The 20,037-nt window shown below is 68.0% G+C and carries 17 protein-coding genes; 14 read left to right on the top strand and 3 right to left on the bottom strand.

Features of this window, described 5'->3' with window-relative positions:
- Positions 1-22 precede the first annotated feature (22 nt).
- From O9Y01_RS10745 to nagZ, 12 genes are all read left to right on the top strand, one after another.
- On the top strand, positions 23-538 hold the full coding sequence (locus O9Y01_RS10745; protein ID WP_269631587.1) for a hypothetical protein: 516 nt from the start codon (positions 23-25) through the stop codon (positions 536-538).
- 212 nt (positions 539-750) lie between these two features.
- Positions 751-2,211 (top strand): DegQ family serine endoprotease, encoded by a 1,461-nt coding sequence (locus O9Y01_RS10740; protein ID WP_269631586.1) that lies wholly within the window; start codon positions 751-753, stop codon positions 2,209-2,211.
- A gap of 526 nt (positions 2,212-2,737) precedes the next feature.
- Entirely contained in the window at positions 2,738-4,546 is a 1,809-nt protein-coding gene (gene lepA / locus O9Y01_RS10735; protein WP_269631585.1) for a translation elongation factor 4, read from the top strand.
- 11 nt (positions 4,547-4,557) lie between these two features.
- Positions 4,558-5,532 (top strand): signal peptidase I, encoded by a 975-nt coding sequence (gene lepB / locus O9Y01_RS10730; RefSeq protein WP_269631584.1) that lies wholly within the window; start codon positions 4,558-4,560, stop codon positions 5,530-5,532.
- A 46-nt stretch (positions 5,533-5,578) separates the two neighbouring features.
- Positions 5,579-5,938: a DUF4845 domain-containing protein gene (locus tag O9Y01_RS10725; protein ID WP_269631583.1), complete on the top strand. Its 360-nt coding sequence runs from the start codon at positions 5,579-5,581 to the stop codon at positions 5,936-5,938.
- Positions 5,939-5,968: 30 nt separating this feature from the next.
- Positions 5,969-6,661 (top strand): ribonuclease III, encoded by a 693-nt coding sequence (rnc, locus tag O9Y01_RS10720; RefSeq protein ID WP_269631582.1) that lies wholly within the window; start codon positions 5,969-5,971, stop codon positions 6,659-6,661.
- Between the two features lie 130 nt (positions 6,662-6,791).
- Positions 6,792-7,700 (top strand): GTPase Era, encoded by a 909-nt coding sequence (gene era, locus O9Y01_RS10715; protein ID WP_183103020.1) that lies wholly within the window; start codon positions 6,792-6,794, stop codon positions 7,698-7,700.
- A 19-nt stretch (positions 7,701-7,719) separates the two neighbouring features.
- Positions 7,720-8,499 carry a DNA repair protein RecO gene (gene recO, locus O9Y01_RS10710; RefSeq protein ID WP_269631581.1) on the top strand — a complete coding sequence of 260 codons (780 nt, stop codon included), beginning with the start codon at positions 7,720-7,722 and terminating at the stop codon, positions 8,497-8,499.
- A 4-nt stretch (positions 8,500-8,503) separates the two neighbouring features.
- The gene (locus O9Y01_RS10705) at positions 8,504-9,286 is read left to right on the top strand and encodes a pyridoxine 5'-phosphate synthase (protein WP_269631580.1); all 783 of its coding nucleotides are present in this window, start codon (positions 8,504-8,506) and stop codon (positions 9,284-9,286) included.
- On the top strand, positions 9,279-9,803 hold the full coding sequence (locus O9Y01_RS10700) for a GNAT family N-acetyltransferase (RefSeq protein WP_269631579.1): 525 nt from the start codon (positions 9,279-9,281) through the stop codon (positions 9,801-9,803). Before O9Y01_RS10705 ends, O9Y01_RS10700 begins: the two co-directional genes overlap by 8 nt.
- Positions 9,800-10,210 (top strand): holo-ACP synthase, encoded by a 411-nt coding sequence (acpS, locus tag O9Y01_RS10695; RefSeq protein ID WP_269631578.1) that lies wholly within the window; start codon positions 9,800-9,802, stop codon positions 10,208-10,210. The genes O9Y01_RS10700 and acpS overlap by 4 nt, the downstream gene beginning before the upstream one ends.
- 82 nt (positions 10,211-10,292) lie before the next feature.
- The gene (nagZ, locus tag O9Y01_RS10690) at positions 10,293-11,357 is read left to right on the top strand and encodes a beta-N-acetylhexosaminidase (RefSeq protein ID WP_269632116.1); all 1,065 of its coding nucleotides are present in this window, start codon (positions 10,293-10,295) and stop codon (positions 11,355-11,357) included.
- A 56-nt stretch (positions 11,358-11,413) separates the two neighbouring features.
- On the opposite strand, the gene O9Y01_RS10685 is transcribed toward nagZ, so the two are convergent.
- The 3 genes from O9Y01_RS10685 to O9Y01_RS10675 form a co-directional block, all read right to left on the bottom strand.
- Positions 11,414-12,409, bottom strand: coding sequence for a hypothetical protein (locus tag O9Y01_RS10685; RefSeq protein ID WP_269631577.1), 996 nt, complete (start codon positions 12,407-12,409; stop codon positions 11,414-11,416).
- Positions 12,410-12,642: 233 nt separating this feature from the next.
- Positions 12,643-14,145, bottom strand: a complete 1,503-nt coding sequence (locus tag O9Y01_RS10680; RefSeq protein ID WP_269632115.1) for a POT-type proton-dependent oligopeptide transporter — start codon at positions 14,143-14,145, stop codon at positions 12,643-12,645.
- 308 nt (positions 14,146-14,453) lie between these two features.
- Complete coding sequence (locus tag O9Y01_RS10675; protein WP_269631576.1) at positions 14,454-17,477, bottom strand: Rne/Rng family ribonuclease; 3,024 nt, start codon at positions 17,475-17,477, stop codon at positions 14,454-14,456.
- 800 nt (positions 17,478-18,277) lie between these two features.
- Between O9Y01_RS10675 and O9Y01_RS10670 the strand changes: the two genes are divergently transcribed.
- Complete coding sequence (locus O9Y01_RS10670) at positions 18,278-19,363, top strand: RluA family pseudouridine synthase (protein ID WP_442952747.1); 1,086 nt, start codon at positions 18,278-18,280, stop codon at positions 19,361-19,363.
- A complete protein-coding gene (locus tag O9Y01_RS10665) occupies positions 19,360-20,028 on the top strand; it encodes an HAD family hydrolase (RefSeq protein WP_269631574.1) in 669 nt (222 codons plus the stop codon). Before O9Y01_RS10670 ends, O9Y01_RS10665 begins: the two co-directional genes overlap by 4 nt.
- Positions 20,029-20,037: the final 9 nt, after the last annotated feature.

The raw sequence follows: 20,037 nt of genomic DNA, 5'->3' as shown, positions 1-20,037 counted from the left end.
GCGGCGGCATCCGGAGGCCGCCGTGACCGCCCGCCAGGCCCCGCGTCAACGCCAAGCGCCCGCCTTCCAGCTGGAAGTACGGGCGCCTTTTCTTTGGCGGCTGCTCACCGTGCTGTTGTGGGCCCTGGCCTGGTGTGTGTCCGCAGCAGCGGTGCTCGCCCAGGTCGCTGCGCGCCTGGGGCCTGAAGCATCGACGGCCGGCCTGTTGCTGGCCGTGCCACTGCTGCCTCTGGTCTGCTGTCTGGCCTGGCGCCATCGGGCCGGCGAGGTCTGGCAGCTGCTGTGGGATGGCCAGCAATGGGCCCTGCGGCCCGGCGCTGCGCGCCAGGCGGCGCAGGAGGCCTCGCCCTTGCAGGTCCAGTGGCTCCAGGTGTCGATGGACCTCGGCGGCTTTCTGCTCCTGCGCTGCCGTCCGACGGGCGAGGGCCGGCATGCGGCGGTCTACCTGCCCCTCTCGCGGCGCCAGCACCCGGGTCTCTGGCTGCGCTTGCGATGGGCGCTGTTCTCGGCACGAGGATTGCCGCCGGAGAGGGCCTGAATCCATGGGACTGATCGGGGGGGGTGTCCGCCCCGAGGTCCGCGCCCCTCCATGACCTTGGGCGCAGCCGGGGGGCTCATGTTTTGATACATGCCTGCCGAGCAAAGATAGTCGGCCAGCATCCATGCGCCGAGCAGAGCTGGCGGAGGCATTGCACAATGACGGCGGCCCAGGCATGCGCCCTGGGGCCGGAACCCGAGCCGAATCAACCTATGAACACAGCATCCTCGCATCAAGGCGCCGCGCGCCGGCCTCTGTCACGCTGGCCCCAGGGGCTGGGCGCCCTGGCCCTGGGGCTGAGCCTCACCCTGGCCCCTGCGCTGAGCCAGGCCCAGGCGCGGGAGCTGCCGGACTTCACCGAGCTGGTCGACCGTGTCGGTCCGGCCGTGGTCAACATCAAGACGTCCGAGAAGGCCAAGCCCAGCGAGAGTCCGGCCATGGACGAGCAGATGCAGGAGTTCCTGCGTCGCTTCGGCATCCCCGTGCCGCGCCGGGGTAGCCCCCGCAATGGCGATGAGGACGCGCCCACCCGGCGTGGCCTCGGCTCTGGCTTCATCCTGAGCAGCGACGGCTTCGTGATGACCAATGCCCATGTCGTCGAAGGCGCCGACGAGGTGCTGGTCACCCTCACCGACAAGCGCGAGTTCAAGGCCAAGGTGATCGGCCTGGACAAGCGCACCGACGTCGCCGTGGTGAAGATCGAGGCCAGTGGTCTGCCGCAGGTGAAGATCGGCGACAGCGGTCGGCTCAAGGTCGGCGAATGGGTGATGGCCATCGGCTCGCCGTTCGGCTTCGACAACAGCGTGACGGCCGGCATCGTCAGCGCCAAGCAGCGCGACACCGGCGACTTCCTCACCTTCATCCAGACCGACGTGGCCATCAACCCCGGCAACTCCGGCGGCCCGCTGCTCAATATGCGCGGCGAGGTGGTGGGCATCAATTCGCAGATCTACAGCCAGTCTGGCGGCTTCATGGGCATTTCCTTCGCGATTCCCATCGACGAAGCCATCCGTGTGTCCGAACAGCTGCGTGCGGGCGGCCGGGTGCAGCGTGGCCGCATTGGCGTGGGCATCGTGGACCTCTCCAAGGACGTGGCTGAGGCCATCGGCCTGGGCAAGCCCACGGGCGCCCTGGTGCAGCGCGTGGAGAGCGGCTCTCCGGCCGAGAAGGCTGGCATCGAAGGTGGCGATGTCATCACCAAGGTCGAGGGGAAGACCATCCAGAGCGCGGCCGAGCTGCGGCGCTCCATTGCGGCCATCAAGCCGGGCAGCAAGGCCATGGTGCAGGTGTTCCGCCGCGGCGCCACCAAGGACCTCACGCTGACGGTGGCCGAACTCGAGGCAGACAAGCCGGCCAAGAGTGCCGAGCCCGAGGCCAGGCCGGCCTCCGGCGCCGCCGCCGCCCTGGGCCTGGGCCTGGCCGAGATCAGCGAGGCGCAGCGCAAGGAACTGAAGCTGCGCGGAGGTGTGCTGGTCGAGAACGCGGAAGGTCCGGCCGCGCGCGCCGGCCTGCGCGAGGGCGACATCATCCTGTCGGTGGACAACGTCGAGGTGGCCACCGTCAAGCAGTTGCAGGCTCAACTGGCCAAGCTGGAGAAGGCCAAGCTGATCAACCTCCTCGTGCGTCGGGGCGATGCCGTGAGTTTCGTGCTGGTCAAGCCCGGCGCACGCTGAGTCCCAGCGTTCCGGCCGTCGGCACCGACGGCCGGGATGCGCAAACCGGGCAGCCGGCCAGGGCTTTTCGCCAGATGAAATGGTCGCCGCTGCTCATGCGGCGAAAAGCGAGGTTTGTACTCGCTCACTTAGGCGGTCCGGACGGGGATTGCGGTGCTTGTAGGATAGAATGCCCGTCATCTAACGTTTGTTTGAGCGTGCTGTCCGCATGAGTGGCGAGGTCGGCCAAGCTGTCCCCAGGATGCTCACAGGAGCCTGTTGATAACTTGTGCATAAAAATCCTTGTTGGCGGGTCGCAACGGCCGGAAAGCCAATGACGGTGCGGTTTCCAGGCGGGCGCTCGGCTACAATGGAAGCCCAACAAGCAGTTGCCATACGTTTTTGTTGGAAGGCGCGTCACCGTTTCGACGTGCCTTTTTTTTATGTCCGGCACGGCCTCCGAAGAGGCCTTCACATCGCTGCGTGACATGAGCCTTTCAAGCGACGGCCCAGGCCGTGGCAGCCGGCGAGTGACGCACGACAGAGCATGAATCACATCCGCAATTTCTCCATCATCGCCCACATCGACCACGGCAAGAGCACGCTGGCAGACCGCATCATCCAGCGCTGCGGCGGCCTGTCGGATCGCGAGATGGAAGCGCAGGTCCTGGACTCGATGGACATCGAGCGCGAGCGCGGCATCACCATCAAGGCGCAGACCGCGGCCCTGCAGTACAAGGCCCGTGACGGTCAGGTCTACAACCTGAACCTGATCGACACCCCGGGGCACGTGGACTTCTCCTACGAGGTGAGCCGCTCGCTGTCCGCCTGCGAGGGCGCGCTGCTGGTGGTCGATGCCTCGCAGGGCGTGGAAGCCCAGACCGTGGCCAACTGCTACACCGCCCTGGAGCTGGGCGTGGAAGTGGTGCCCGTCCTGAACAAGATGGACCTGCCGCAGGCCGACCCGGATCGCGCCAAGGCCGAGATCGAGGATGTGATCGGCATCGACGCCACCGACGGCATCCCCTGCTCGGCCAAGACCGGCATGGGCATCGATGACATCCTCGAGGCCGTGATCACCCGCATGCCGCCGCCCAAGGGCATCGTGCAGGCACCGCTGCGCGCCATGATCATCGACTCCTGGTTCGACAACTACGTCGGCGTGGTGATGCTGGTCCGCGTGGTGGACGGCACCCTGAAGAAGGGCGAGCGCATCCGCATGATGGCCACCAACGCCGTCTACCCGGCCGACCAGCTGGGCGTGTTCACGCCCAAGAGCGAGTCCCGCGACCAGCTCAACGCAGGCGAGGTGGGCTTCATCATCGCAGGCATCAAGGAGCTGGCTGCCGCCAAGGTGGGCGACACCATCACGCTGGAAAAGAAGCTGCCCAACAACCTGGGTCCCGCCGAAGAGGCCCTGCCGGGCTTCAAGGAGATCCAGCCCCAGGTGTTCGCGGGCCTGTACCCGACGGAAGCCAGCGAATACGACCAGCTGCGTGACGCGCTGGAAAAGCTCAAGCTCAACGACGCCTCGCTGCGCTTCGAGCCCGAGGTTTCGCAGGCGCTGGGCTTCGGCTTCCGCTGCGGCTTCCTGGGCCTGCTGCACATGGAGATCGTGCAGGAGCGCCTGGAGCGCGAGTTCGACCAGGACCTGATCACCACGGCCCCGAGCGTGGTCTACGAGGTGCAGCTGGGCGACGGCGAGGTCATCGAGGTGGAGAACCCCTCCAAGATGCCCGAGATCGGCAAGATCCAGGAGATCCGCGAGCCGATCGTGACCGTGCATCTGTACATGCCGCAGGAGTACGTGGGCCCGGTGATGACCCTGGCCAACGTGAAGCGCGGTGTGCAGATCAACATGGCCTACCACGGCCGCCAGGTCATGCTGACCTACGAGATCCCGCTGGCCGAGATCGTGCTGGACTTCTTCGACAAGCTGAAGTCCGTGTCGCGCGGCTATGCCTCCATGGACTACGAGTTCAAGGAGTACCGCGCCTCCGACGTCGTCAAGGTGGACATGCTGATCAACAGCGACCGCATCGATGCGCTCTCGCTGATCGTGCACCGCAGCCAGAGCCAGTACCGCGGCCGCCAGGTCTGCGCCAAGATGCGCGAGATCATCCCGCGCCAGATGTATGACGTCTCGCTGCAGGCAGCCATCGGCGCCAAGATCATCGCCCGCGAGGACATCAAGGCGCTGCGCAAGAACGTGCTGGCAAAATGCTACGGCGGCGACATCACCCGCAAGCGCAAGCTGCTGGAAAAGCAGAAGGCGGGCAAGAAGCGCATGAAGCAGATCGGCAGTGTGGAGGTGCCGCAAGAGGCCTTCCTGGCCATCCTCCAAGTCGAAGACTGAACCACATCTACATGAGTGCACTGACCGGGATTCTGTTCGCGGCGCTGATCGTCTATGGCGGCGGCTGGTACGCAGGGCAATGGACGGGCAATTTCGCCCTGCTGCTGCTGATCCTCACTTCGGTGACCGGCCTGTACTGGCTGGCCGAGCGTGTCCATTTCCGTCCGGTCCGGGAGAAGGCCGCGGCAGACCTGGAAGCCGCCGATCTCAAGCGCCGCGAGGCCCTGGCCGCCCAGGGCATTGCCCGGGTCGATGGCGACATCATCGCGGCCAAGGAAGAGGTGCTGCGCCAGCCCTGGTGGCTGGACTGGACCGCCGGCCTGTTCCCGGTGATCCTCATCGTCTTCGTGCTGCGGTCCTTCCTGTTCGAGCCCTTCAAGATCCCCTCGGGTTCCATGGTGCCGACCCTGCTGGTGGGTGACCTCATCCTGGTCAACAAGTTCCACTACGGCATCCGCCTGCCGGTGATCAACAAGAAGATCATCAGCAACCACGAGGTGCAGCGGGGCGACGTCATGGTCTTCCGCTACCCCGAGGACCCTCGCATGGACTTCATCAAGCGCGTGGTGGGCCTGCCGGGCGACGAGATCAGCTACCGCAACCAGCATCTCTACCTCAACGGCAAGCTGGTGGATGTGAAGCCGGTGGACGCCTACTACGACGAAGACAGCATGCAGATGCGCAACCGCTTCGAGGAGAAGCTGGGCGAGAAGCCGCACAAGCTGCTGGTCGACATGAACCGCCAGCAGTTCTTCCACCCGGATCGCAAGGACGGTCCCTTCCCCTTCCAGGACCATTGCACCTACAACGCTGAGGGCTTGACTTGCAAGGTGCCGGCGGGACACTACTTCATGTTGGGGGACAACCGGGACAATTCCCGTGACTCCCGGTTCTGGGGTTTCGTGCCGGACGAGAACATCGTCGGCAAGGCCTTCGCGGTCTGGATGAACTTCAGCAATCCCAAACGCATTGGATTCTTTGACTGAGCCGTCCGTGGATACTGCGGGGCTTTCTGTTCAGCGAGGAGAGGCAATGAGGCGTGCGCACCGTCACCAGTCTGGCGTCAGCTTGATGGGTCTGCTGTTCTGGGCCGTGATCCTGTCCTTCACGGGCCTGATCGCCGCCCGCACCATCCCGACCGTGATGGAGTTCTACACGATCCAGCATGCGGTGGACAAGATCGCCCGCGGCAACCCGGCCACCGTGCCCGTGGCCCGGGCCGAGTTCGAGCGCGTCAAGCAGGTGGAGTACTCCATCACCAGCATCGGCGCCGACGACCTGGTGATCACCAAGGAAGACGACCGCGTCCGCATCAGCTTTGCCTATGACAAGCAGGTGGAGCTCTTCGGTCCGGTGTCCCTGCTGATCAAGTACGAGGGTCGGTCTCACTGAGACACGGTTGCCAGCGTCATGAGCCATCCCATGGATGCCCTGCAGTCGCGGCTGGGCTACCAATTCAAGGACAGCGGCCTGCTGCAGCGGGCCGTGACCCATCGCAGCTTCGGCGCCGATCACAACGAGCGCCTGGAATTCCTCGGTGACGCGGTCCTGAGCCTGGCGGTCTCCAGCCTGCTCTACGAGCGCTATGCCGGTTCCGACGAAGGCGACCTCACCCGCATCCGCGCCCACCTGGTGCGTGAGGAAAGCCTGCACAAGCTGGCCCTGAGCCTGGACCTGCCCCAGGTGCTGCGCATGAGCGAGGGCGAGGCCCGCGGTGGTGGCGCGCAGCGCGCCTCCATCCTGGCCGATGCCACCGAGGCCATCATCGGCGCAGCCTTCGTGGATGGCGGCTATCCGGCAGCCCGCGAGATCGTGGGCCGGCTGCTCGGGGAGCTGATCAACACCTCGGCCAGCGACACCTGGGCCAAGGACGCCAAGACGGCGCTCCAGGAATGGCTGCAGGCACGCCGCCTGGCGGTGCCCAGCTACCGCATCATCGAGACCCGCGGCCAGGCGCACAACCAGACCTTCGAGGTCGAGTGCGCCGTGCCGGCCCTGGGTCTTGCCAAGCAGGGCGAAGGCCGTTCACGCCGCGCTGCCGAACAAGACGCCGCCAAGCGTATGCTTGCGGAACTGGTGGCGCGCGACAAGCCCGGGTCCGCGCTGTCCTCCTGAGGCGCGAGGGCATCCCGGTGCCGCCACGCCTCGCCATGCCACGAGGCTTGGGCCCCATTTCGATCACACTGCGCCGCGATCCGGCGCCATCCATCTGCGCCACTGACCGGGCGCACCAGAGGTCACTGACATGAACGACACCGCGCCTGAGTCCGGGCTGCCGCAACGCTGCGGCCTCATCGCCATCGTGGGCCGGCCCAATGTGGGCAAGTCCACCTTGCTGAACGCCCTCGTGGGGCAGAAGGTCAGCATCACCTCGGACAAGGCCCAGACCACGCGCCACCGCATCACCGGCGTGCGCACCCTGGAGGAGGCCCAGTTCGTGTTCGTGGACACCCCCGGCTTCCAGACCAAGCACAACGCCGCCCTGAACCGCAACCTGAACCGCACGGTGCATGGGGTGCTGGGAGACGTGGACCTGGTGCTCTTCGTGGTCGAGGCTGGCCGCTTCGGTCTGGACGACGCCAAGGTGCTGGCCCTGCTGCCCGAGAACAAGCCCGTGGTGCTGATCGCCAACAAGCTGGACGCCGTGCACCGCCGCGCCGAGCTGGCCCCCTGGCTCAAGAGCATGGCCGAGCGCCGCAACTTCGCCGAGTTCGTGCCCCTGTCGGCCCGCAAGGAAGCCGACGTCACCCGCCTCTTCAAGATCCTCAAGCCCTACCTGCCCGAGCAGGGCTGGTTCTACGACGAAGACGCCCTGACCGACCGCTCCGAGCGCTTTCTGGCCACCGAGATCATCCGCGAGAAGCTCTTCCGCCTGACCGGTGACGAGCTGCCCTACACCTCCACCGTCGTCATCGACAAATGGGAAGACGAAGGCGAGCTGCGCCGCATCTCGGCCTCCATCGTGGTCGAGCGCGACGCCCACAAGGGCATGATCATCGGCCAGGGCGGCGAGCGCCTCAAGCGCATCGGCTCCGAGGCCCGCCAGGAGCTGGAGCACCTGATGGACGGCCGCGTCTTCCTGGAGCTGTGGGTCAAGGTCCGCTCCGGCTGGGCGGACAACGAAGAGCATCTGCGCACCTATGGCTACGAGTGAGTGGCCGCGGCGGCCCTGAATGGTCACCCGCGCCCCTCGACTGCCCAGCACGCAGCCGGCCTTCGTGCTGCACCACTACGACTGGAGCGAGACCAGTCTCATCCTCGACCTCTTCACCCGCGAGCAGGGCCGCCTGGCCGTGGTCGCCAAGGGGGCGAAGCGGCCGTATTCGCAGCTGCGATCGGTGCTGCTGCCCTTTCAGCGGCTGCAGGTGGGCCTCAGCAAGCCCTCGCGCGACGAGCGCAGCGAGGGCGAGGTCCAGACCCTGCGCAGCGCCGAATGGGCCGGCGGCCACACCCTGCCCAGCGGCGCGGCCCTGTTCGCCGGCTACTACCTCAACGAACTGCTGCTGAAGCTGCTGGCCCGGCAGGACCCGCATCCGCGCCTCTTCGATGCCTACGCGGCCACCCTCCCGCTGCTGCGCGAGGATGAAGACCAGCGCAGCCAGGCCGCCCTGCGCGCCTTCGAGCTGCGCATGCTGGCCGACCTGGGCCTGCTGCCCGACCTCAGCGTGGTCACCCAGACCCAGCGTGCGCTGGACCCTGAGCGGCTCTACATGCTGAGCCCCGAGATGGGTGTCTGCGCTCTGAGCCATGAGGCGCCCGCCTTCGGGGCGATGCAGCTGGTGCAGCTGCAGGCGGCGCTGCTGCATGGTTCGCAGGCCGCCCTGCAGCAGGCCTGCGCCGATTGCCTGCCCGCGCTCAAGGCCTGCCTGCGCGGGCTGCTTCACTATCATCTGGGCCACAAGCCGCTGCGCACGCGCACGGTGATGCTGGATCTGCAAAAACTCCTGGACTGATGCCATGAACCCCCTGGTCGCTCCCGAAGCCCTGCGCCACGATGGCCGCTGCGCCTTGTCGGTCAACGTCAACAAGGTCGCGCTGCTGCGCAACACCCGGCACCTGGGCATCCCCAGCGTGACCCGCGCCGCCGAGCTGTGCCTGCAGGCCGGTGCCCAGGGCATCACCGTGCATCCGCGGCCGGACGGCCGCCACATCCGCACGGACGATGTCCATGAGCTGGCGGCCCTGCTCAAGACCTGGCCCCAGGCCGAGTACAACATCGAGGGCAACCCGACGCAGAACCTGATGGACTTCGTGCGCCAGGTCCGGCCCCATCAGGTCACCTTCGTGCCCGACGCCGAGGACCAGTTCACCTCCGACCACGGCTGGAACCTGCCGGCCGACATGGACCGCCTGCGTCCGCTGATCAGCGAATGCAAGGCCCTGGGCGTGCGCGTGAGCCTCTTCATGGACCCGATCCCGGCGGCCATGGCCCATGTCGCGGCCCTGGGGGCTGACCGCATCGAGCTCTACACCGAGACCTTCGCCAGCGCCTTCGGCACGCCGCGCGAGGCCGAAGTGCTGGCCGGCTTCACGGCCACGGCCGAGGCCGCCCTGGCCCTGGGCCTGGGCATCAACGCCGGCCATGACCTCAACCGCCCCAACCTGACCGCCTTCCTCAAGGCCGTGCCGGGCGTGCTGGAGGTCTCCATCGGCCATGCACTGATCGCGGACGCCCTGGAGCTGGGCTATGCCGAGACCGTGCGCGACTACCAGCGCAGCATCCAGCGCGCCTATGCCTGAGCTGCGCGAGGCGAGGGCGCAGGACCTGCCGGCGCTGTCGCAGCTGACCAGCTGGGTCTGGCTGCAGACCTATGCGGACCAGGGCGTGCGGCCGGCCTTCGCCGGGCATCTCCATGAGACCTTCAGCCCCGCGGCGCTGGAGGCCTGGCTGGGCCCGGGCCACCGCTGCTGGCTGGCCGAGGACCAAGGCCATCTGCAGGGCATGATCCATGTCAGCCTCGACAGCCGCTGCCCCGTGGCGTGGCAGCAGGCGCCGGAGGCCGAGGTGGGCGAGCTGTATGTCGTGCCGCCGCTGACCCGCCAGGGCCTGGGCAGGGCGCTGCTGGCCCATGCGCGCGGGCAATTGCCGGACCGGGCGCTGTGGCTGAGCGTCTGGGCCCCCAACGAGCGGGCCATCGCCTTCTACGAGCGCGAGCAGGGCCGCCGCCTGGGGGAAACCTGGTTCGAGCTCGAGCAGCAGCGGCATCTCAACTGGATCTATGGCTGGCCCGCGCTGGCCGAGGGAGCGGGGTCATGATCTACGGCATTGGCACCGACGTCTGCGACATCCGCCGCATCGCAGATACCCTTCAGCGCCGCGGCCCGCGCTTCGCCGAGAAGGTGCTGGGCCCGCATGAGATCGAGGTGTTCCGCGATCGCAGCGCGCGCGTCGAAGCCCGCGGCATCGCCTACCTGGCCACGCGCTTCTCCGCCAAGGAGGCCTTCTCCAAGGCCATCGGCTTGGGGCTGCGCATGCCCATGACCTGGCGCGACTGCGAGATCGTCAAGGCCGCCAGCGGCAAGCCCGAGATCCGCCTGCACGGCGCACTCAAGGCCTGGTTCGAGGCACGCGGCCTGCAGGCGCATGTCAGCGTCAGCGACGAGACGGACTACGCGACCTCCTTCGTGGTTGTCGAGACACGCCCGGCGGCGCCCCCGCCATGAGCGCGACCCACCCTTCCATCAAAGACCACGACGCCCGCGCCTTGCGCTGGGCCACCCAACGCTAGGAAGCACGCCCATGGACATGCTGCACCACGCCCCCCTGATGCTGGACATCGCCGGCACCACCCTGAGCCCGCATGAGCGCGAGCGCCTGAGCCATCCGCTGGTCGGCGGTCTGATCCTCTTCGCGCGCAATTTCGAGAGCCGCGCCCAACTGACGGCCCTGTGCGGCGAGCTCAAGGCCCTGCGCCCTGACCTGCTCATCGCCGTGGACCAGGAAGGCGGCCGCGTGCAGCGCTTCCGCACCGATGGCTTCACGCCGCTGCCGGCCATGCGCGCCCTGGGCGAGCTGTGGATGAGCGATGCCATGCGCGCCACGCAGGCCGCGACGGCCCTGGGCTATGTGATGGCCATGGAACTGCGCGCCTGCGGCGTGGACATGAGCTTCGCGCCGGTGCTGGACCTGGACTACGGCGAGAGCTCGGTGATCGGCGACCGCAGCTTCCATCGCGATCCCCGCGTGGTGGCCATGCTGGCCAAGAGCGTGGCCCAGGGCCAGCTGATCGCCGGCATGGGCGCCTGCGGCAAGCACTTCCCCGGTCATGGCTACGTGAAGGCCGACTCGCATGTGGACGTGCCCGTGGACCGCCGCAGCCTCAAGGCCATCCTGGCCGAGGATGCCAGGCCTTTCGAGTGGCTGCACCTGAGCCTGGCGGCGGTGATGCCGGCCCATGTGATCTATCCCAAGGTCGATGCGCGTCCGGCGGGCTTCTCTTCACGCTGGCTGCAGGACATCCTGCGCGAGCGCCTGGGCTTTGCCGGCCTCGTCTTCAGCGATGACCTCGGCATGCGCGGCGCACGCGTGCTGGAAGGCCGCGAGATCGGCTTCGCCGAGGCCGCCATCACCGCGCTGCACGCGGGCTGTGACATCGCGCTGCTGTGCAACCAGTCGATGGAGGAGGGCGGCCGCGTGCTCGACGAAGTGCTGCAGTCCCTGGAGGACGCCGCGCTGCAGGGCCGCTGGCAGCCCAGCCTGGAGAGCGAAGGCCGGCGGCAGCGCCTGCTGTCTCAGCAGGCCCCGCTCAGCTGGGACGAGCTGGTGCATGAGCCGGGCTATCACCTGGCCTTGCAGCAGCTGAACTTCTAGGCGGTGTGCCTTCCGGGGCCGACGGCTGTGCTCCGCTAGCCGGCCCCGCCTCGCACTCAGCGCGTGGCGCTGACCTTGGCTGCCTTTCCTTTGGCGGCCGGCAGGGACTTGCCGTCCGAGTCCATCTGCATCTGCAGATTCATTTGCAGGGTATGGCCCTGGGGCAGGGGCATCTGCAGGGCCATGGTCATGTCCAGGTCGTTGTGCAGTTGCAGGCGGTCGGCCAGGCGCAGCTGCATGTGACCCGTGCCGCCTCCGCCGATCACCATCTGCAGCGAGGCGGGCGCAGCCGGCGCCGCGCCTTCAGGGGCGCTGGCGGGACTTGCCGGCGTGGGCAGATCCAGCTTGAGGTCCATCGTGGCCTTGACGTCGAAGAAGGCCACGCCGGCCACCACCTTGGCCAGCGTGTAGCTCGCCTTCACCTTGCCGACATTGCTGCCCGCGGGCAGGTTGGGGATGGGCAGGTTCATCTCCAGCGGCATGTCCACCGACTCGCCCACGCGCAGCGTGGCGCCATTCATCTTGGCCAGGGCGTCGAAGCTCTTGCGGAAGACGCCTTCGAGCAGGTCCGGCGGCAGCTGCGCCGTACCTTCGCCCGAGAGGCGGATGTTTTCGTAGCGCCCGTCCACGATGAGCGCGCTGAACTGCATTGCCGGCATGCCGCGCTGGGGGACGCCGGGCACCAGGTCGCCATCGCCCGTGCGCATTTCCATCGTGCCTCGCTCGATGCGGGCGGTCAGCGGGACACGCCCCTTGGCGTCGGCCTTGTCCGTCTGCACGATCTGGCGCATCTGCATGCTCATGGTCAGCGGCATCTTCATCGCGCCGAGCTTGGCGCTGAGCTGCTGCACCTCCTCCTCGCTGGCGCCGTCGCGGGCCTTGAACTTCATGTCCGTGATCGCCTTGATGCGGAAGTCCTGCTGCTGCCGGGTATGGGGCAGCGGGATCAGGTTCAGCGTGACGGGGGTGTCGTCGGCGCGGACCAGGGATGGCAGCAGCGCGAGGCCGGTACAGGCCAGCGGCACGAGCCGGCGCAGCGAAATATTGGACATGGTTTCCTCCTCTTGGATGGGTGACGGGGCGCTGGCCCCGCTTCTTGCCGCCGGATCTTAGTGGCAAGGCCGCGGGCCCTGCGCCTGTGGCGCCTCCCCCAGAGGAGGTGGGTGATGCTTATGCCTTCCTGTCGCGCGGGCAGCTAGCGCCTTGAGTCCTGCTGCGGCCCGGGCATGAAAAAGCCGACCGGCTCCACGAGGGGCGCCGGTCGGCGGATGGGGGCGATGCCGTCTTACTTGCGGTAGTTGTCCTGCATGCGGTAGCCCCGCGCATACAGCCCGAACAGCAGGGCGGCCAGCAGCGCGAAGGCGGCGAAGAAGAACATCTGGAAGGCGGTGACGCTGGTGCCCGTTGACTTGATGTAGCTGGTCACGCCCTCGCTCTTGACGCTGCTGTTGGCCAGCAGCACCCAGAGGTTGCCGATGGTCACCGAGAGGTTCCAGAAGCTGGTGATCACGCCCTTCATGGGCAGCGGTGCCTGGCTGTAGGCGAACTCGAGGCCGGTGGCCGAGACCAGCACCTCGCCCAGGGTCAGGATGGCATAGGGCAGGATCTGCCAGACGATGCTCACCGTGTGGCCGTCGTCCAGCCACAGCTGCAGGCCGCCCACCACGATCCAGGCCACGCCCGACAGCGCGATGCCCGCGCCCATGCGGCGCAGGGCCGTGATGCGCAGGCCCATGCGCTCCAGCATGGGGTACAGCACCAGGTTGTTGAAGGGGATGAGGATCATCACCAGCGCCGGGTTCAGGGCCTGCATCATGGAGGACTGGAACCACTCGGGCTTGCTCATCTGGTCGGCCTGCAGGATCCAGGTCGAGGCCTTCTGGTCAAAGAGGGACCAGAAGGGCGTCACCAGCGCGAAGAGCACCAGCAGGCGCAGCACGGCGCGCACGCCCTCGATGGCCTCGGGCGGATGCGCCTTCGAGGCCTGGCCCAGCTGCAGCGCGGCTCCCGCACCGCCGAAGCCCATCAGCAGGACCAGGGCCAGGCAGAAGCTGGCCACGAAACCGATCTGCTTCATCAGCAGGAAGCTGCCCACCGCGCCGACCAGGCCGATCAGGGCGACGACGAGGCCTGGGCCGCCCGTCTTGAGGGCACTGACCACGACCTTGAGGAAGCTGTGCGGGTCATGGGCCACCGGCGGGGTGTGGACGTACTTCCTGCGGCCGCTCCAGAAGATCAGCGTGGCGATGGCCATCAGCACGCCTGGAATGCCGAAGGCCACGCTCGCGCCGAACTGCTTGAGGAAGATGGGCATCAGCAGCGAGGCGAAGAAGGAGCCGAAGTTGATGATCCAGTAGAAGGCGTCATAGACCTTCTGGGCGAGGCTGCGGTTGCTGCTGTCGAACTGGTCGCCGACGAAGGAGCTCACCAGTGGCTTGATGCCGCCGGAGCCCAGCGAGATCAGGAAGAGGCCGGTGTAGAAGCCGGTGATGTTCTTCTCGAAGATCGCCAGGCAGGCATGGCCGCAGCAATACAGCAGGCTCAGCCAGAAGATGGTGTTGTACTTGCCGAAGAAGCGGTCGGCGATCCAGCCGCCCAGCAGCGGGAAGAAGTAGACACCAATCACGAAGGTGTGGAAGACCTCCTTGGCCTCGGCCTTGCGCAGGTCTTCCGGGATGGCCATCAGCAGACTGGTCATCAGGAAGACCGTCAGGATGTTGCGCATGCCGTAGAAGCTGAAGCGCTCGCATCCTTCGTTGCCGATGATGTAGGGGATCTGCGGCGGCATCTTGGGCGCCGCGGTGCTGGCTGTCTGGGTCACGGTCAATCCTTGTGTCGGGCCGCAGGCGGGTCGCCCGCAGCTGGCGGCGGTGCTGGGTGCAGCAGGGCTGCCACTGTAGGCGAAAAGTCGAGGTGGAAAAGGGTGCCAACCCTAGGCGAAGGGCGGCACCGTCCGGCGAGAGGGCGGGCCTTCACCGCATGGCGCAGGCGCGGGTCCGCAAGCCCGGGCGTGCGTGGGGCGCACCATGAGAAACGCCGCCGGGCGCGAGCCACGGCGGCGTGATCAGGGCCGGCTCAGGGCCGGCGGGCGGGGTCTCAGCCCTGCAGCTCGAAGGGCAGCCTGACCTGGGCCAGATCCTTGCGGGTCTCGACCAGCACCAGCGGGCCTTCATCCAGCTGCAGCACGGGCGGACGCTCGCGCGGCACGCGCACGGGCTTGGGCTCGGCGGCGATGGCGGCCTGGGCGGCGGCCACCTTGTCGGCGTCCGAGTTCACCCATTGCAGACCGGCGGCCTCGGCAATGCCGTGCAGGTCGCCGATGGGCAGGCTGTAGGCCGGCACCACGGCGGCGGCAGGGGCCTCCACCGGGGCAGCGGCCACGACCGGCGCGGCCGGGGCCGGCACGGGCGCTGCAGCAGCCGCTTCGATGACCGCTGCGGGAGCGGCGGCGGCAACGGCAACAGACTCGACAGCCTCGCCCACCAGTTCCAGCTGCTGCGGGGCGGCCTGCTCGGCGCCCTCGCTGCTGTCAGCAACGTCGGCACCTTCGCCGGCCTGACCTTCGCGGCGGTCGCGGCGGTAGCGGTCACGGCTGCGGCGGCGGCGGCCATCGCGGCCTTCCTCACCTTGAGCGCCATCGCTCGGGGCCTCGCCCTGGGCGTCGGCGGCGGCGCCTTCCTGGGCCGGAGCCTCGGCCGGCACAGCGCCAGCGTCGGCGGCCTGCTCGGTCTCGGCGCCGTTCAGGGCTTCGCTGCCCGCCTCCTGGGCGCGATCCTCGCGGTCGCGGCCACCACGGCGGCGGCGGCGGCGGCCCTGGCGTTCTTCACCCGCTGCCTCCGCGGCCATGCCATCAGGGATGGTGTCCTGGAAGGCGGTCGGGGACTCGGCACCCGTGGTCTCGGCCAGAGCCTGGACCTCGGCGGCCGGACGCTCCTGGCGCTCGCCACGCTCACCACGGTTGCGGCGGCCCTCGCCACGTTCACCGCGCTCGCCACGTTCACCGCGTTCAGCACGCTCACCGCGCTCCGGGCGGCCTGCGTCCGGCGTGGCGGCTTCGTTGCGTTCGCCGCGCTCGTTGCGGCGGCCGCGTTCCTGGCGCTCGCCGCGCTCGGCGCGTTCGCCATTGCGCTCACCACGCTCGCTGCGCTCACCGCGCTCACCGCGCTCACCGCGTTCTGCACGGTCGCCGCGCTCTGCACGCTGGCCGTCCTTGCCTTCGCCACGGCCCTTGCCGTCCTTGCGCTCGCCCCGTTCGCCGCGTTCGCCACGGTCACGGCGGCGGCCATCACGGCTGCCATCGCGTCCACCCTCGCGGCCTTCGCGCTTGGCGCCATCCTTGCGTTCGGTCTCGGCGGGCTTGGCTTCCTCGGCCGGTGCCTCGCCATTGCCGAAGATCTTCTTGAGCCAGCCGAAGAAGCCGCTGCTGGTGGCGGCCGAGGCGGCTGCAGCGGGCGCTGCGGCGGCCGGCGCCGCAGGGGCTGCCACGGGCTTGGGCGGCACCACCGGAGCGGGCTGCTCGGGCAGGATGCCCTTGATGACGGGCTCCTGCTTGCTCTTGCCCTTGTCGTCGCCGCCGCGGCGGGTGATGCCCACCTCGTCCTGCGGCTCTTCGATCATGGTGTAGCTGGCCTGCAGGTTCTCCAGGCGGGGATCGTCGTGGCGCAGGCGCTCCAGCTTGTAGTTGGGCGTCTCCAGGTGCTTGTTGGGCACCAGCAGCACGGTCACGCGCTGCTTCAGCTCGATCTTGGTGATCTCGGTGCGCTTCTCGTTCAGCAGGAAGCTGGTCACCTCCACCGGCACCTGCACGTGCACGGCGGCGGTGTTGTCCTTCATGGACTCTTCCTGGACCATGCGCAGGATCTGCAGCGCCGAGCTTTCCGTGTCACGGATGTGGCCGGTGCCATTGCAGCGCGGGCAGGTGATGTGGCTGCCTTCGCTCAGCGCCGGGCGCAGGCGCTGGCGGCTCAACTCCAGCAGGCCGAACTTGCTGATGGAGCTGAACTGCACGCGGGCGCGGTCCTGGCGCAGGGCGTCGCGCAGGCGCTGCTCGACCTCGCGGCGGTTCTTGGACTCCTCCATGTCGATGAAGTCCACGACGATCAGACCGCCGAGGTCGCGCAGGCGCATCTGGCGGGCGATCTCGTCAGCCGCTTCCAGGTTGGTGCGGGTCGCGGTTTCCTCGATGTCGCCGCCGCGGGTGGCGCGCGCGGAGTTGACGTCCACCGAGACCAGGGCCTCGGTGTGGTCGATCACGATGGCGCCGCCGGAGGGCAGGTTCACCGTGCGGCTGAAGGCCGTCTCGATCTGGTGCTCGATCTGGAAGCGGCTGAACAGCGGGGCGTCGTCACGGTAACGCTTCACGCGATGCGCGTTGTCCGGCATCACGTGGTTCATGAACTGGTGGGCCTGCTCGTAGATGTCGTCCGTGTCGATCAGGATCTCACCGATGTCGGCGGTGAAGTAGTCGCGGATCGCGCGGATGACGAGCGAGCTTTCCTGGTAGATCAGGTAGGCGCCCTTGCCGCCCCGGGAGGCGTCGTCGATCGCCGTCCAGAGCTTGAGCATGTAGTTGAGGTCCCACTGCAGCTCGGCGGCGGTGCGGCCGATGCCGGCGGTGCGGGCGATCAGGGACATGCCCTTGGGGTAGTCCAGCTGGTCGAGGTTCTCCTTGAGTTCCTCGCGGTCCTCGCCCTCGATGCGGCGCGAGACGCCACCGCCACGGGGGTTGTTGGGCATCAGCACGAGGTAGCGGCCGGCCAGGGAGATGAAGGTGGTCAGGGCGGCGCCCTTGTTGCCACGTTCTTCCTTCTCGACCTGGACCAGCAGTTCCTGGCCTTCCTTGATGGCGTCCTGGATCTTGGCCGAGCGCACGTCCGTGCCATCACGGAAGTACTGGCGCGAGATTTCCTTGAAGGGGAGGAAGCCGTGGCGGTCTTCGCCATAGTCCACGAAGCAGGCCTCGAGCGAGGGCTCGACCCGCGTCACGACGGCCTTGTAGATATTGCCCTTGCGCTGCTCGCGCCCTTCGATTTCGGTTTCGAAGTCCAGCAGTTTCTGGCCATCGACGATTGCGAGGCGCCGCTCTTCCGGCTGCGTCGCATTGATCAGCATGCGTTTCATCGTTTCTCCTTACACGCCGTCCACACTGGTCGAAACCAGCCCGCACGGCGCGCAGCACCACATCGCACGGGGCGTGAACCCGCGGGCGACCGACATCAGCACGAGAAACGCGGTGGAACCGAGGAAGGAATCGCCCTGGACTGCTGGAGATCGCGAAGCTCGCGATCAGGCCGGCAGCGTTGGCGCGTGCGCTTCAACAGGTGGCGCGGAGCCTCCCTCCCGTGAACACGCCACCATCGTTGGCGCGACCCGGCCGCGGCTGATGCGGGGCAGGCAGCCGGTCAGCGACCGGGGCTGCGCGCGCATGCGGCGGGGGGTGGGGGGATTGCTGGGATTCATCCGCGAGGAACTGCTGGGCGCTGGCATGAGGCCTCCGGCTCTTGGCCGGGTGGCCTCACACGATGAAAAACCTTATTCGTGCCGGTCGCGGGGGTGTAGCCCCTCGACCAGGCGTGGTCCGTACTGCGTTGCTCTTCCGTACCAGCCCACCGACCGCCACTGTCGCTTGGGGACAGGGCCCGCCGGGCAGGCAGACACGTTGCTTCACCAAATTGTGAGGGCCTTGACGGGGGCAGCGGCTTGCGCCGCGGACCGCCTGTTCCAGGCCCCACCACCCCTGCGTTCTTTGCATCCCCGCGGCTCACCCGCAGGTAAAATCAGAAAAATCAAATACTTAGAACGCAATCGTGGTACGGAAGATTATAGGGGCTAAAGGTCGCAGCCCGAGTTCGGGAAGCGACCAGGCTGCCAGGCGCTCCGCGGCGCCGGCACAGCCCGGGCGCGGCAAGGCGTCCACCACGATGAAACGGGGTGAAACACCGCGTTCGCCGCCGGCCTCCGGCCCCGCAAGCCGGGCCGGCGCCCGGCCGCCGTCCCCCGCGCAGGGGACAGCCGCCGCGCCCAAGCCCGCGCCGGCCGTGCAGTTGCTCACTATCGACGAAGGCTCCGCCGGCCAGCGCCTGGACAACTTCCTGCTGAAGGTGCTCAAGGGCGTGCCCAAGACCCATGTCTACCGTGTGATCCGCGCCGGTGAGGTGCGGGTCAACAAGGGGCGTGCCCAGGCCGACACCCGCCTGGAGCTGGGCGACGTGGTCCGCGTGCCGCCGGTGCGCCTGCCCGAGCGCAGCACCGCAGCCCAGCCGCCGGTGCCCGCACGCGAGTTCCCGGTGGTCTTCGAGGACGAGCACCTGATCGCCATCAACAAGCCGGCCGGCGTGGCCGTGCATGGCGGCTCGGGCGTGAGCTTCGGCGTGATCGAGCAGCTGCGCCAGGCCCGTCCCCAGGCCAAGTTCCTGGAGCTGGTGCACCGCCTGGACAAGGAGACCTCCGGCCTGCTGCTGATCGCCAAGAAGCGCAGTGCCCTCAACGCCCTGCAGGACCAGTTCCGGGATCGCGAGACCGGCAAGACCTACGCCGCCCTGGTCTGGGGCGCCTGGCCCAAGGGGCAGACGGTGATCGACGTGCCCCTGCTGAAGTTCGTCGGCAGCGACGGCGAGCGCTGGGTGCGTGCGGTGACCTCCTCCCACGACCCCGGCGCCGAACAGGCCAAGCGCTCCATCAGCCTCGTGAAGCTGGCCGAGAGCCTGCCCGGCTTCAGCCTGGTGGACGTGACCATCAAGACCGGTCGCACCCACCAGATCCGCGTGCACCTGGCCCAGGCGGGCCATGCCATCGCGGGTGATCCGAAATATGGCGATTTCGAGGCCAACAAGGCCCTGGCCCGGGGCGAGACCGTGCCCGGCCTGCGCTTCGACCGCATGTTCCTGCACGCGCGTCGCCTGCGTTTCGCCCACCCTGCCGACGGCCAGGAGATCGAATTGACGGCACCCTTGCCGCACGAGTGCGAATCCCTGCTGACCCAGCTGCGTCAAGGCCAAGCCCGATGAACGATCCCCGACCCCAACGCTACGACCTCATCGTCTTCGACTGGGACGGCACCCTGTTCGACTCCACGGCCCTCATCGTGCAGGCCATCCAGGGCGCCGCCGCCGATCTGGGCCTGCCCGTGCCCCCGCGCGAGCGCGCCGCGCATGTGATCGGCCTGGGGCTCTACGAGGCCCTGGCCATTGCCACGCCCGAGCTGCCGCGCGAGCGCTATGCCGAGATGGGCCAGGCCTATCGCAAGCACTATTTCGCCCAGCACGAGGCCCTGTGCCTCTTTGGCGGGGTCGAGGACCTGCTGCAGGCACTCAAGGCGCGGCACCACTGGCTGGCCATCGCCACGGGCAAGAGCCGCAGCGGACTGGACGAGGCCCTGCGCCACGTCGCCCTGCACGGCGTCTTCGATGCCAGCCGCACGGCCGACGAGACCCAGAGCAAGCCGCACCCGCTGATGCTGGAGCAGCTGATGCGCGAATTTGCCGTCGAGCCCGAGCGCACCCTGATGATCGGCGACACCACGCATGACCTGCAGCTGGCCCGCAATGCCGGCTGCGCCGCGCTGGGCGTCAGCTACGGCGCCCACGACCCCGAGCATTTCGAGGCCTTCGAGCCGGTGCACATCGCCCACTCGGTGCCGGACCTGCATGACTGGCTGCTGAAGCACGCCTGACAAGACCTG

Origin of the sequence: Pelomonas sp. BJYL3 (assembly GCF_027257975.1) — a bacterium.
Taxonomy (GTDB): domain Bacteria; phylum Pseudomonadota; class Gammaproteobacteria; order Burkholderiales; family Burkholderiaceae_C; genus Roseateles_B; species Roseateles_B flavus.
The sequence above is the reverse complement of the archived record's forward strand: the minus strand, read 5'-3'. Positions and strand labels throughout refer to the sequence as shown.